The sequence below is a fragment of the Mesorhizobium sp. M0478 genome, assembly GCF_040321305.1.
GTDB lineage: Bacteria > Pseudomonadota > Alphaproteobacteria > Rhizobiales > Rhizobiaceae > Mesorhizobium.
The window spans coordinates 37,102-51,014 of record NZ_JAMYRH010000016.1 but is presented as its reverse complement, the minus strand read 5'-3'; the positions used below and the strand labels follow the sequence as shown (position 1 = coordinate 51,014).

General features: G+C 60.1%; 12 protein-coding genes. 6 read left to right on the top strand and 6 right to left on the bottom strand.

The features are described from left to right. The first annotated feature begins 7 nt into the window (after positions 1-7). From NKI64_RS27855 to rbsK, 3 genes are read left to right on the top strand one after another with little or no spacing between them, the layout of a single operon-like run. On the top strand, positions 8-1,063 hold the full coding sequence (locus NKI64_RS27855) for an ABC transporter ATP-binding protein (RefSeq protein ID WP_023689461.1): 1,056 nt from the start codon (positions 8-10) through the stop codon (positions 1,061-1,063). A gap of 41 nt (positions 1,064-1,104) precedes the next feature. Next, the gene (locus tag NKI64_RS27850) at positions 1,105-1,557 is read left to right on the top strand and encodes an RbsD/FucU family protein (RefSeq protein WP_023693301.1); all 453 of its coding nucleotides are present in this window, start codon (positions 1,105-1,107) and stop codon (positions 1,555-1,557) included. 4 nt (positions 1,558-1,561) lie between these two features. After that, complete coding sequence (gene rbsK / locus NKI64_RS27845; protein WP_023693302.1) at positions 1,562-2,491, top strand: ribokinase; 930 nt, start codon at positions 1,562-1,564, stop codon at positions 2,489-2,491. Between the two features lie 411 nt (positions 2,492-2,902). On the opposite strand, the gene NKI64_RS32225 is transcribed toward rbsK, so the two are convergent. From NKI64_RS32225 to NKI64_RS27820, 5 genes are all read right to left on the bottom strand, one after another. After that, positions 2,903-3,376 carry a DUF892 family protein gene (locus NKI64_RS32225; protein ID WP_502901406.1) on the bottom strand — a complete coding sequence of 158 codons (474 nt, stop codon included), beginning with the start codon at positions 3,374-3,376 and terminating at the stop codon, positions 2,903-2,905. A gap of 244 nt (positions 3,377-3,620) precedes the next feature. Continuing rightward, complete coding sequence (locus NKI64_RS27835) at positions 3,621-4,841, bottom strand: O-antigen ligase family protein (RefSeq protein WP_352671368.1); 1,221 nt, start codon at positions 4,839-4,841, stop codon at positions 3,621-3,623. 285 nt (positions 4,842-5,126) lie between these two features. Then, the gene (gene asnB / locus NKI64_RS27830; RefSeq protein WP_023734115.1) at positions 5,127-7,097 is read right to left on the bottom strand and encodes an asparagine synthase (glutamine-hydrolyzing); all 1,971 of its coding nucleotides are present in this window, start codon (positions 7,095-7,097) and stop codon (positions 5,127-5,129) included. 70 nt (positions 7,098-7,167) lie between these two features. Further along, on the bottom strand, positions 7,168-7,962 hold the full coding sequence (locus NKI64_RS27825; RefSeq protein WP_023734114.1) for a class I SAM-dependent methyltransferase: 795 nt from the start codon (positions 7,960-7,962) through the stop codon (positions 7,168-7,170). 46 nt (positions 7,963-8,008) lie between these two features. Then, positions 8,009-8,590, bottom strand: coding sequence for an NAD-dependent epimerase/dehydratase family protein (locus NKI64_RS27820; protein WP_050587088.1), 582 nt, complete (start codon positions 8,588-8,590; stop codon positions 8,009-8,011). Between the two features lie 339 nt (positions 8,591-8,929). Between NKI64_RS27820 and NKI64_RS27815 the strand changes: the two genes are divergently transcribed. Further along, positions 8,930-10,060, top strand: coding sequence for a glycosyltransferase family 4 protein (locus NKI64_RS27815; RefSeq protein ID WP_023734113.1), 1,131 nt, complete (start codon positions 8,930-8,932; stop codon positions 10,058-10,060). Beyond that, positions 10,057-10,896 (top strand): class I SAM-dependent methyltransferase, encoded by an 840-nt coding sequence (locus NKI64_RS27810; RefSeq protein WP_352671363.1) that lies wholly within the window; start codon positions 10,057-10,059, stop codon positions 10,894-10,896. The genes NKI64_RS27815 and NKI64_RS27810 overlap by 4 nt, the downstream gene beginning before the upstream one ends. A gap of 71 nt (positions 10,897-10,967) precedes the next feature. On the opposite strand, the gene NKI64_RS27805 is transcribed toward NKI64_RS27810, so the two are convergent. Continuing rightward, complete coding sequence (locus tag NKI64_RS27805) at positions 10,968-12,776, bottom strand: ABC transporter ATP-binding protein (RefSeq protein ID WP_245260009.1); 1,809 nt, start codon at positions 12,774-12,776, stop codon at positions 10,968-10,970. A gap of 141 nt (positions 12,777-12,917) precedes the next feature. On the opposite strand from NKI64_RS27805, the gene NKI64_RS27800 reads away from it, so the two are divergent. Continuing rightward, positions 12,918-13,826 carry a hypothetical protein gene (locus NKI64_RS27800; protein WP_156937208.1) on the top strand — a complete coding sequence of 303 codons (909 nt, stop codon included), beginning with the start codon at positions 12,918-12,920 and terminating at the stop codon, positions 13,824-13,826. Positions 13,827-13,913: the final 87 nt, after the last annotated feature.

Genomic DNA, 13,913 nt, shown 5'->3' with positions numbered 1-13,913 from the left:
GGGGACGATGGCTCAAGTCGCGATCAGCAATGTGGCCAAGGCGTTCGGAACCGTCAAGGTCCTGCACGAGGTCAGCGTCGATATCGCCGATGGCCAGTTCGTGGTGCTGGTCGGCCCGTCGGGCTGCGGCAAGTCCACGCTGCTCAGGATGGTGGCCGGGCTGGAGACCGTGTCCGGCGGCACGATCGCCATTGGCGAGCGCATCGTCAACAATCTGCCGCCGGCCAAGCGCGACATCGCCATGGTGTTCCAGAACTACGCGCTCTATCCGCACAAGACGGTGGAGCAGAACATGGCGTTTGCGCTGAAGCTGCGCAAGACCGATCCAGCCGTGGTCGCCGAGCGGGTCAAGCGCGCCGCCGACATTCTCGACCTCAATCCGTACCTGAAACGTTATCCGCGCCAGCTATCCGGCGGCCAGCGCCAGCGCGTCGCCATGGGCCGCGCCATCGTGCGCAATCCGCAAGTCTTCCTGTTCGACGAGCCGCTCTCCAATCTCGACGCCAAGCTGCGCGTGCAAATGCGCACCGAGATCAAGGAACTGCACCAGCGGCTGAAGACCACCACCATCTACGTCACCCACGACCAGATCGAGGCCATGACCATGGCCGACAAGATCGTCGTCATGCGCGATGGCCGTATCGAGCAGGTCGGCGCGCCATTGGAATTGTTCGACCGGCCGGCCAATCTGTTTGTCGCCGGCTTCATCGGCTCGCCGTCGATGAACCTGCTCAAAGGCGTGGTGCGCAAGGGCGACAAAGTCGAGATAGCAGGCACGCTGTTCCCGGTCGCGGCCGGCAGCGCCGCCAAGGAGGGCCAGGCCGTGGTCTATGGCGTGCGGCCCGAGCATCTCGAAATCCATCCCGACGGCGTGCCGGCAAAGATCTCGGTGGTCGAACCCACGGGTTCCGAAACGCTGGTCTTCGTGCGCTTCGGCGACAGCGGCGAGATGGTGGCGCTGTTTCGCGAGCGCCACGACTTCAAGCCCGGCGACACGCTCAATCTCAAGCCGCGCCTCGACCAGGTCCATCTCTTCGACGCCGAGACCGGCAACCGGCTCTGATTTCCAATCGACTTTGACCAAACTGTTTGACGAGGACTGCCATGCTCAAAGGGATCAACCCATTGCTCAATGCCGATGTGCTCCAAGCGCTCAGGGCAATGGGACACGGCGACGATCTGATCATCGCCGACACCAATTTCCCCGCCGATTCGGTGGCAAAGCAGACCGTGCTCGGCAAGCTGCTGCGCATCGATGCGCCGGCGGCCGATGTCGCCAAGGCGGTGCTGTCGCTCTATCCGCTCGACACTTTCGTCGACGACGCGGCCGCGCGCATGGAGATTGTCGGCAAGCCGGACGAGATTCCGCCGGTGCAAAAAGAGGTGCAAAAGGAGATCGACAAGGCCGAGGGCAAGGCCTGGCCGATGATCTCGGTCGAGCGCTATGCCTTCTACGAGCGCGCCAAGAAAGCCTATTGCGTCATCCAGACCGGGGAGCGCCGCTTCTATGGCTGCTTCGCCTTTCGCAAGGGCGTCGTGCCGCCGGACGCCGAGTAGGGCCATGGCGTCGGGCAAGCCTGTCGTCATTCTGGGCGTTTTCGTCGCCGACACCGCTTACCGGGCCGATCGACAGCCGCGCATGGGCGAGACCATTCTTGGTAATTCCTTCAAGCTGGGACCTGGCGGCAAGGGCTCGAACCAGGCAGTGGCGGCAGGCAAGCTCGGCGCCGACATCACTTTCCTGACCCGGCTTGGCGTCGATGCTTTCGCCGACATGGCCAAGGCGACCTGGGCAGAGGCGGGCGTGAAATCCGCCGTCATCGACACGCCGCAAAGCTATACCGGCGCGGCCTACATCTTCATCGAGGAGACGACCGGCAACAACGCCATCATCGTCAGCCCGGGTGCGGCGATGCTGATCTCGTCTGAAGACATCGAGGCCAATGCCGGCCTGATCCGTGGAGCCGGCGTCTTCGTCACCCAGCTCGAACAGCCGATCGACGCGGCACTGCGCGCACTCGAGATCGCGCGCGGGGCAGGGGTGACCACCATCCTCAATCCGGCGCCCGCTGCCAAGTTGCCGGACCGCATCTACACGCTGTGCGACTATGTGACCCCCAACGAAACCGAGGCCGAGGAACTGACCGGCATCAAAGTTTCTTCGATCGACGACGCCCGCCGCGCCGCCGACAGCCTGCTCAAAAAAGGCGTCGGCTGGGTCATCATCACGCTCGGCGAAAAAGGCGCGCTGCTGCACACGGCCGCTCGGTCCGACCATGTCCCGGTGGTCAATGCCGGCCCGGTGGTCGAAACCACCGGTGCGGGCGATGCCTTCAATGGCGGCCTGGCCGCCGCACTCGCCAAAGGCGTGGAGCCGCTGCAAGCCGTCCGCTTCGCCTGCGCCGTCGCCGGCATTTCGGTGACAAGGCCGGGCACCGCGCCGTCCATGCCGACGCTGCAGGAGGTCGAGGCGCTGCTGGCCAAGGGGTGACGTCGTTGCGGGAGAGACCGAATTCAGATCCGACCGGATCTGAATTTCCACATGCAAGACCATGATTTTAGACGATTATGTCACATTTCTCCTGAGGAGAAATGGCGCGAGTGACGGGGCTCGAACCCGCGACCTCCGGCGTGACAGGCCGGCGAAAACGCCTGATTAATCAACGACTGATTCAATTCCTTACGCTCTCGAATTTGCGGGAAAAAGCGCGAAATTGAAACATGCTTATCAGAACTCCTCGTCGTAATCCGCGAGTCATTAACTTCCGATCCTCAGCTTATCGACGACGCGTCCGGGGGGTGCACGATCCTTCTGACGACGACGGGCACTGCGCGCGCGTATTTGTAGCAAGCCGCCAGGCTGAAGCTACACAACCGCCGGGCATGTTACTGCCTCGGATCATTAATTTTTCGCTAGCGTTTGATTAAGCCCCTTAGGGCCGGACGTCTGGGCGTTTTGTAATGCACGGCAATAGCCGGGCGGGCGCCGGTCGCCTCCGTCATGTCGCCGCTGCGCCGCGTCAGGCTTCTTTCTCACCAAGCCCGAAAAGTGTTTTCGAGAACTCCCATATCGTCTCCGCGCAAGGTTTCGCACCAATGCAGCGCGAGAGCTTGGGACAAGGAGCCCGGCATTGATCGCCAGGGCTCCTGAGAGAACGGTAGGCTCGGCGTCAGAGTCTCGTCGGTGGCCTTTTCCAAGTGCCAGATTGAGGAGCGACACAGCTTCGTCGCGGCCAAGTTCGGAAGCCCATGTGTTGATCGTGCAAAAGCGCGAAATCTCGTAATGCTCGAGGGCTTGGGAAACAGCTAGAAGGCCGGCATCTAGTGCAGGCGCGCCCTTGTATTCTTCCATGATCTCGGCGCCTTCATCCGTGATGCCGACGATAGCCGCGCAGGTCTTTGCCTGTGGCTTCTTGCCGATCTCTTCGAGAACCTCCGGGGCCTTTTAGCTGCCGTTCAGCATTCGATACGCCCCGAAATCGCGGTCACGCGTCTGGTGCCACCGTCGCCCATTGCTCGCCCAAATTGCAGATCCTTAGCGGGAGAGCGCTTCTGCTCTCACCACTCGCAGGCACGAGATATTTCGGTGTTGGGCGTGATGCACCTTTTTTCTCCGTCGATCAAAAATGGTGGGGCGGGAGATTCGCTCCCTTTTCGCGCCCCCTAAAAGCAGACGCTTGATTTGTTGACTGACCCTTGGGCGAAATTGTCTGCCCGCAAGCCAAGTATGTTCCGGAAACCAACAAGACCATCAGCGTCGAGTCGAGAATATCATGGCCGACAAGGATGCCTGTCATCCCTCCAGCAACGTATATTATGACGGTGACCACAATTATGGTGGCGCCAAAACGTTCCAGCGGATCAGCACTGATGCGCAGGACTCTTGTCGCATTCCGGATCGTCACGACGAATATTGCAGCCAATGTCAGCGCACCTGCGAGTCCGGCCTGCACCAAAGCCGTAAGGAAGCCGTTGTGAAAGTGGTTGAAGCCTTCGGTGGCGCCAAAGCGCTGTTTGAACCCCTGCCTTGAAAGCATCCGGCCGGCGGCCATTCCGTGACCAAAAACGGGCGCTTGGCGAAAGGCATCGAGCCCGACGTCCCACAACCCGACCCGCAACCCGAGCGGCGTGGTATAATCGCCGTTGACGGCGAGGGCATTCCAGTCCTCGAACAGGACATGTGTGCGATCGGCGACAATCGGAGACGTAATTGCCGTGATGATCAATGTCGATGCGCCGGCAATCACCAGCAACTGCTTCATGTCTGATCGGAAGACCCTTTCGCGATGGGTCACAAGCACCGCTACCAGCGCGATGAGCAAGGCCACCCAGACCATGCGCGAGCCCGAGTAGAGTGTTGCCACCACACCGGCAAGCGCGGCGGCCGTGAGCGGCTTCCACGCTTTCTCGACCCCAGACAGAGCACCTGTAAGACACATCATCACGGCCAGGCAGGTGACCGTGGCAAACACGATGGGGTTTCCGGCCCCACCTTCGGGTCTCAGCATCCCAATCCAGTGGTATTGGACGATGGCCAGCACCAGTGCCCCGACACATGCTGCGGCGCTGGCACGAACGGCAGTGCGTGCGAGGCTCTCCTTGTCCATGATGCTCCACGTCGAATAGGAAATCGGGAACAACAGCAAGGTCATCAGGGGCAAGAAATGAGTGGCATCGGCCCGCAGCGTCCCGTTTACGATCGACGCCAGGATCTGGGCGGCGCAATAGGCATAGATGGCAGTGGTCATGGCAAGCATAGGCCGATCAATGTTAAGGCGCCGCCGGCCGGCCGCCAGCAGCGCCAATGACCAGAGCGCGCCGCCATGGAAGACGAAGCTCACCACCGAACCGAATACCGGCGGCGAAAAGAAGCAGGCGATCGAGAAATACTGGTTGACCTGGTCAGTCGTGAAATGGCGACGGAGCGATTTAAACAGGGTTCAATGCCTTTGCTTCGTTGGCTTCCAGGTCCCTGAGGGTCGGTTCGAACGACCCTGGCGCACGTCGGTTCGCCCTCTCCCTCCCGTATAGCTGCTCGCTTTCGCGTCTGATAGTGCCGAACGTCTCGTCCCTTCCGACGGCATGAGCGGCACCGCAAAGACTAAACCGCCCGGGCTCACCACCCATCACGCTGCGATCGCGTTTGAAAATCCCTTGGTCGCTCCCCGCCAGGACTGGAACATCAACACGTCCCAGAGTAGATATTGGTTGTTTTGGTGCCCGGAGAGGTGCTCGAACCAGGCACGCCGGATCGCTTCAGGCCGGAAGAATCCGTCTTCGCGCAGCCGGCGCTCGTCGAGCAACTCCTCGGCCCATTCGCGCAAAGCGCCGCGCAACCAGGAATCAATGGGCACGCCGAAGCCCATCTTGGGGCGTTCGACAAGCTCTTTTGGAAGATGCCTGTAAAGCAGCTGTCGCAGAGGCCACTTGGTCTGGCCGCCGGCGCGCAGAATTGAGAGCGGTAGCGACAGCACGAAGCTTATGAGTCGATGGTCGAGAAACGGTACACGTGTTTCAAGACTGACGGCCATGGCGGCGCGATCGACCTTCACCAGTATGTCGTCGGGTAGATAGCTCATAAGATCGATGTACATCATCCGCTCGACGCTACCGGGCAAATCCGGCAACGGTTCCAGGCCGGTCAGCATTGTTGGCGGCTCGACCGCATCCGAGATGATCTCGGTCGGATCCCAGTGCGAGCACAGGCGACGGTAGACATCGTCCATGGTCCGCAGCGAAAGCACAGACGCGGCTTTGTGGATCATGTCGCCCACGCGTTCGCGGCGCAGGCGTTGCGGGAGGAGCGGCATGATCCCGCCCGCGAGGTTGTTGTAGAGGCCGGCCGACGGCAATGTCGCCAGGCTAGCAGACGCGCGGCGCAGACCGACCGGAATTCGGGACAACTTGTTCCAGAACGCATCGGCGAGCGCGTAGCGGTTGTAGCCTGAGAACAACTCGTCGCCGCCGTCACCCGACAACGCCACGGTAACGCTGCCACGTGCCAGTTTAGAGACGAGGAAAGTCGGGATTTGCGAGGAGTCGGAGAAAGGCTCGCTATAGATGCCCGACAGTTGCGGCACCACGTCGAGCGCGTCGCGCTGGTTGAGATAGAGCTCTGTATGATCGGTGCCGAGATGGCGCGCCACTTGCTTGGCATGGTGCGCCTCGTTGTAGCCGACGTCCTCGAAGCCGATTGTGAAGGTGCGCACCGGCCGCGCACTGATCGACTGCATGACTGCCACGACCGCGGAAGAATCGATGCCGCCAGATAGGAAGGCGCCAAGCGGCACGTCGGCGATCATCTGCCCTTCAAGTGAGCGGCGCAGATGACGCTCGACCTCGTCGACCACCTCTTCAGAGCTGCCCAGGAAAGGCTCGCGCCGGCCTTGCGCTGCGACGTCGCTGGCGCGCCAGTAATTTTCGACGCGCGGCTCATTCATAGGATCGGAGAGGACGAGTAAGTGGCCGGGTCTCAGTTTCCGTATGCTCTGATAGATGCTGTAGGGCGCGGGGATGTAGTTGTGGCGCATCATCAGCGCCAACGCATTGCGGTCTATCTCCGGGCGCCAGTCCGGCAGAGGTTGAAAGGCGCTGAGTTCCGAGGCAAACGCGAAGGCCTTGCCGACACGGCCGTAGTAGAGCGGCTTTTCACCCACGCGATCGCGACCGAGAACCAGAGTTCTTTCACGCCGGTCCCAGACGCCAAAAGCAAACATACCGGCGGCCAGTTCGAGTGCTTTTTTGGTCCCTAGCTCTTCGATTGCGACCAGGAGGACCTCGGTATCGGAATGTCCACGCCACGCATGTACACCAAATTGCTGGTCAAGGTGCGCCCGCATCTCGCCGTGATTGTAGATCTCGCCATTGAAGACAATGACATAGCGGCCTGTGTGAGAGATCATTGGCTGGGCGCCAGCCGAGGACAGGTCGATGATGGCAAGGCGGCGCTGGCTGAGCGCGACGCCCGCCTCGGCGTCGCTCCAGACCCCGTCGCCGTCGGGTCCACGATGTCGGATGTTGTCGGCCATCCGACGCACAGTATGGCCGCCGCCGCTCGTCGCAGCCGCTCCACCCACAATGCCGACGATACCGCACATCCGCCGTTACAGCTCCATATCGGCTTGCCCAAGTTATCCGCGCGTCACCAGACTGGGAAGAAGCCGGTGGCTATAAATCTATCCGCTCGAAACACCATTCACCACAGCCGGTGCCGAAAAGGCCAACTCCCGGCAGCACATTGAAACGCCGATCCGTGCGAAACCCAAGATTTTCCACAGTCCGCTCCAACTCGCTGGCTAACGCGGATTGATAGGGATAGCCGCCAAGCCAGTCGTCGACATCCGCCAGAAATTCCATGCCTCGGCGCGCGCGGTAGTTCCTTACAAACGATATCGGGTCCCGGTGGCGCAGGGTCCTTGCGACCATATAAGCCGAGACAAAGACCGCCTTGATCGGCGGCCGTACCCATCGATGCGAGGCGTAGAACCTCTTTTCGACCGTCCATAGTCCGCACAGCGGCGTCTTAAGATAGATCGCAATACCCAGTCGCCCAGAGCGGCCGACCAAGCCAGCCGCATTGGCGATCGCTGTCCACATATCTCCGGTATGGTGGAGGACCCCCCATGAATAGACGACATCGAACGTGCCGGTGGGCAGCGAGGATCTGTCAAGGATATCGGCCCGCTCAACGGTCCAATCGGCATCGGGTGCAAACCGGGACAGGACGGCCCTGGTCGTCTCCACGCAATCCGCGTCATAATCGAGTGCTGTGACTTTCGCCGCGCCGAGCCGGAGTGCGGCCGCTGAATGCAGCCCCGAGCCGCAGCCGATGTCCAGAAAAGTCATGCCGTTGAGGTCACCCGCCAGTCGACCAAGATCCTCACACGCCCGGTCCAGATGTTCGGCCTCGAAACGCGCGGCAAGCTCGGACCAGTTGCGGCCGAAATCATAGCGCACGTTCATTTGTCGCCCACCTGTCGTCCTTTTTGCGTGGCACCGCCTCTGCGGATCATACCCGATAATACTCCCGATACCATTCGCAAAGCGGAGAACTCCGACCTCTATTGGAATCCGGCCTGGATCCCGTCGCCTCCTCGAGCGAACTGACATCGACGAAAGTTGCCGGCACGTCACCCGGCTGCAGCGGCATGGGATTGCGGTTCGCCTTTAGTCGGAGCGCGTTCTCCAGCACCGCGATCAGCCGTTCAGCTGAACTGGCGAACTGCCGTCGATATTGTGGATTCTGAACGGCGCGTTGCTGATCGCCGGATCCGGCGACGCTTTCCCACTGCGGGTTGGGTGTCGCGGGCTGACGCATGGCGCGGACGATGCCTTCGACAATATCGCCGACATAAGTGAAATCGCGCTGCATGTTGCCATGGTTGAAGAAGTCGATCGGCTCGCCAGCGACGATGGCCTCAGCGAAGATGAGCAGGGCCATGTCTGGCCGTCCCCACGGACCATAGACGGTGGAGAAGCGTAATCCTGTCGTGGGCAGTGCAAACAGATGGCTGTATGTATGGGCCATCAGCTCGTTTGCTTTCTTGATGGCGGCGTAGAGGCTGAGCGAATGGTCAGCCGAATCGGGCACTCAAACGGCATGCGCGTGCTGGGGCCGTAGATCGAGCTCGATGACGCATAGACAAGATGGTTCACCGAGGCGTGCCATCCCAGGCCGATAACAGCAATGCGTTCGGACATAGGCAGGTTTCCTCAGGTAGTGAGTCGACGTCCTTGTATGGTAGGCGTTACGTCAATTCAACGACACGCTGTTGCCAAGGGGCAAGTCTCCGCTCGAAAGCAACTCTGAGACACTTTTGGCGAAGCATCTGCTCGATGTTGTGGATAACATGCGCCATGATTGGGTTTTGCGTGTCAAAAATCTACAAGGGTCGAATGGGTCGCGAGCAATCTCCCAAGAAATGACTGCATGAAACGAATCGTCGTCATCGTCAGCGAACCAACGTCCCTCGCAAGCACCAGGGGACACTTGCTTCTTGCGCTGCGCGATTCCGGGTACGAAGTTCATGCCATGGCGCCGGTCGACGCCATGACCATTCGTTGGCTGGCCGAGAACGGCGTCCACTTTCATCCATTGCCAATGGAACGAGCCGGGATTGCTCCGTTCGGCGATACGGTGTTGGCTTTTCGTCTCCACAACCGGCTAAGAAAACTCAAGCCTCAGGTGGTGTTGACCTGTGCAATCAAGCCGATCGTCTACGGCATGCCGGCTGCGTTGCTTGCCGGGATCCAGCGACGGCACGCACTTGTCACCGGCCTCGGCTACGCCTTCACGGACCGGCACAAGTCACCACGCTGGAGGATGGTAAACGCAGTGGCTCGGCTCCTCTATGCCGCAAGCCTTCGGGTTGCCACCACGGTCACCTTCCAGAACGACGATGACCGCAACGACTTCCGTCGCCTTGGGCTGCTCGGGCGGACCCAAGCTAATGTCGTCAACGGCTCGGGAGTCGATCTAGACCGATTCAAAGTCGCGCCACTACCCGATCAGCCGCGATTTCTGATGATTGCACGCCTGCTGCGTGACAAAGGCCTCGCCGAATATCTGGGTGCGGCGACGCTGGTTAGGGCTGTCAGACCTGACGCCCGTTTCCACCTCGTCGGAGATATGGATCCAAACCCCTCGGGGTTTCCATTATCGGAGGTTGAGGAGGCAGTCGCCGGCGGAGCCATCCGTTATCACGGACCGGTCGAGGACGTCCGTCACATCATCGCGGATACGCGTATCTTCGTGCTTCCGTCGTATCGCGAGGGGACGTCGCGATCGGTTCTGGAGGCCATGGCGATGGGGCGCCCGGTGATCACAACGGATGCGCCGGGTTGCCGGGCGCCAATCGTGCCCGGGGTCAACGGGCTGCTGGTTCCGGTTGGTGCCACCACATCGTTGGCTGAAGCCATGATCCGCTTGATAGACAACCCCGACGAAGCCCTATCCATGGGCAAGAACAGCCGATCGATTGCCGAACAGCGCTATGATATTCAGAAAGTTACAGCTGACATGATGGGCATCATCGAAGGGGGAGTCCGAGCCGCAGGATGACATTCACAGGCAACCCATCGTCGAATCGGTACGAGTTCGGAGCCAATTGGGCGTCGTTCGTCGACAAACACTACTCGACTGAACGTCGGCAGGTGGCGGCCGACAAGCTTCTGTCCTTCCTCGGCAAGCAGAGCCTGGAAGGAATGGATTTTCTCGATATCGGCAGCGGCAGCGGGCTACACTCGCTTGCCGCCTTCGACGCAAAGGCGGATCGGATACATTCCTTCGACTTTGATCCTCTTTCGGTAAGTACCACCGGCAGGCTTCGCAAATTGGCCGGGGACCCGCCGAACTGGGCCGTCGAACGAGGTGACGTTCTCGATGCCGACTATCTTGAGGCGCTGGGCACTTGGAGCTTGGTCTATTCATGGGGCGTGCTCCATCACACTGGCGCCATGTGGCAAGCAATTGAGAATGCTGCACGAAGGGTAGGGCCTGGCGGCCTTTTCTTCATCGCTCTCTATTCGTCGAATGTCGTAACGCCTTCCGCGCAATTCTGGCTCAATGTGAAACGTCGGTACAATGCCGCCAACCCTCGTCAAAGGCGATGGATCCAATGCTGGTACATCTGGCGTTTCGGCCTTGGCAGAAATCCACTTCGGCTGCCAATGCTCCTGAAGCAGATTCGCGAGAAGAAAAAAGGTCGCGGCATGAGTTACATGACCGACGTCCGCGACTGGCTGGGAGGGTGGCCGATGGAGTTCGCCGACGACCAGGCCGTGATCGACTTCTTGAAGCAACGGTTCGATTTCGAAATCGTCAGGATATCCACCGGTGAAGCCTGCACGGAATTTCTCTTCCAGAACCCTGGCAAGGTGCAATCCAAACCGAACTGACGTGGCGGCCTTGCTGCACCGGCGGCGCCAGCCCGATCAGGCACGTTGCCGAACCCGTCCACGCGATGCATTCAAGCGATCTGTCCGCCGGTTGTCGTCGAGATATGCGGCTGGCGGTGTTCAAGGGTTACGATCTCGTCGCAACTTTCAACTGTCGTGAGACGGTGTGCGATGATCAATATTGTCAGATCGGTGGGCAGTTCTCGGATCGCCTCCATGACTGCCGCCTCGGTCTCCATGTCGAGAGCGCTCGTCGCCTCGTCGAAGACGAGCACAGATGCCTGTTTGTACAAAGCCCTCGCGATGCCTATTCGCTGGCGTTGACCTCCCGACAGGCGGACGCCGCGCTCGCCAACACGCGTCTCGTAGCCCTGCGGCAAGCTTTCTATGAAGTCCGCCAACGCGGCCTGCTGCGCCGCGCTGCGGACGCGCTCGTGGTCGGTCCTGGCAGGGTCGATGCCGAAGGCGATATTGTCTGCGATGGACGCATCCGCCAGGAATATGCTTTGTGGCACATGTGCGATCTGTCTTTGCCAGGCACGTCGCGTAGCGCCGTCCAACGTCTGCCCGTCGATCTCGATCGCTCCGCTGGTCGGTTCCAGCAAACCCATGATCAGATCGACCGTCGTGCTCTTGCCGCTGCCGGTCTTGCCTACGAAGCCGACCTTGGTCCCCTTCGGGATTTTGAGATTGAAGCCTTCGAGTATCGGCGGCTGGTCGGAGGCGTAACGAAACGACACGTCCTTGAGTATGATCGCTTGTTCGAATGGCAGGCGCCTGGCTGGAGGCTCGTTCCATTCGGGGCCAAGTGGTGCTTCCAGCGCCTGGAGCACAACTTCGGCGCCGGCAAGATTGCTGAGTATCAACGCCCAATTGCCGTATACAAGCTGCATCGATGGCAGCAGACGCTGGGCTCCCAGCACGAATGTTCCAAGTATTGGCAGTACCTCGCCGGCATTGTTGGATCGGATGATGAGGAAATAAGCGAGGGCCGCGATGATCACCATACCCGCGGCTTCAATCGCGAAACGCGGAGCGCTGGCTGCAAGCGCGTTCGTTGCGTTGGCGCGTTGCAGGCGCAGGTCGAGTTCGCTGTAGCGGGAAAGAAAATATGGCTGTGTGTCGTTGATAATGACATCGCGGATACCGCCCAGCCCCTCCTGTACAGAACGAATGCCTTCGGCCTGCGCGCTAGCGATGATCCGCGCATTCTGCTTGAGGTGTTTTCGGATCACAAGCGACATGGCGAGATACACCGCACCAAAGCCCGCGAAGATAACGAAGGTGATGATCGAACTTAGTATGAAAAGCGCTGCGACGACGAAGACACCGATGATTATGCCGCTGATTGATTGCAACAGTGGCAGCATCACGCCAGCGGTGATTGCTTGTACCTGTCGTAGCGCCGCCAACACCGAACTGGAGTTGCGCGAAACGTGGTAGTTGTAGGGCTGGCGCAGCACTCGGTCATAGACGGTCACGCCCACCTCATGTCCCAGCGAGAAGACGTATGAATTCGTGGCCCAGGTGAGGAGTATACGCACGGCACCGGCCACGATGGCCACTACGGAAAACAAAACCGTGAGCCCGAGCAGGCTGTCAGAAGAGCCGGTCAGCCGAAAGCCTGCAAGCTGACGCGCCAGAAACGACTGTCCGCCAACCGTCTCAGGATTGGCGATGCGCGCAAGAAACGGCAGCAAGGCACCAAGCGTGGCCGCTTCCGCCAGAGCACCGAACACCATCAGGACAAGGAGGCCGAAAAACTGCCTTTGCCGCCGCTGCGATACCTGCCGCCACAAGCGCCGCATTGTGTCGAAAGTGCTGCCCGAGTCTCGGTTTCCGCTCAACGCCAAATCGATGTCCGTATTCAGAGGGCCCAATGCACACGTCCAGCGGGCCACGACAAGCCACAACCGACGTCGATTGGCAATTTATCACAGAAGCGCCGAAGGTGGTCCGTCCACAAATTTCCTCGCAATGGACTAGAAGCCACGGCCGCGACGAGGTGATAGTCTTCGACCATGAATGATGCCTTTGAGATTCGGTATCAAAAGTTGCGGCCAAGCTTAACTGCTGCATTGCTGTGCTCATTCGGCTTCTTCTCGGCAGGGGTTGGGGCGGCTTTCCTGCTGTTTGTCTCGGCCTATCCGCTCGGATTGATCAGCGCTTACCCGGCACCACCTGCCGAGGCAACCGAAGGGCCGCTGGGATTCCAGCAGAAGGTGGTGGATGTCGATGACCTCTACCGCGCTACGGACGAACCCATGCAGGCCTATCTCGAGCGCCTGACAAAGGCTGTCGCGGGTGGAATGGTGCATTATTGGACGGTAGGCGACAGCTGGGCGGCGACCGACACGTCCTACACGCGCATCAGCGTTTTTGACAACTACCTGCTCTGGATGCTCAGCTTCCGGCCGCAATATCGCGAAACGCTGCAAAATTATGAGTTTGTAACGCCCCGCAAAGGGCTTGCCCGGGGGTATGGGTTCTGTTCCCAGGTGTCCAAAATCGTCTATTCCATCCTTGCCGATCAAGGCATCGAGGCGACGATCTACAGTGTCCCCCAACACACCGTGGTAGTGTCGAACGGCAATATTCTGGATTCCGACTACGGCGTCTTTGTTCCTCGCTCGCTTGAGGACGTGCAGAGGGAGCCGTCAATCATCGACACCTACTACGCGCAATTCGCGCCGATGTTGCCCCTGCTGAAGACGGCTTATGGTGGGGCTTGGCAACCGGCTGGCACCATAGAGGACCTCGACGGCGTGCGTGCATACGAGGCAAAGTTCGAGCGGCTCAAATGGGCACCGCCACTCGCCCTCCTGGCAACCGGAATGGTGCTTGCCACGTTCGGGATGATGCTGCGGCATCGTGAAGGACGCAGCCCGTCTGCTGCGCGGCAGGCTGGAGCTGATCTTGCCGGCTCGTGACCTTTTGTGGATTGTATGCGCAATACGACTTCTTCTTGCCGGCTCTGGACGCTATGTGGAAGCGGGACGGGCGAGAACAGGCGGAGG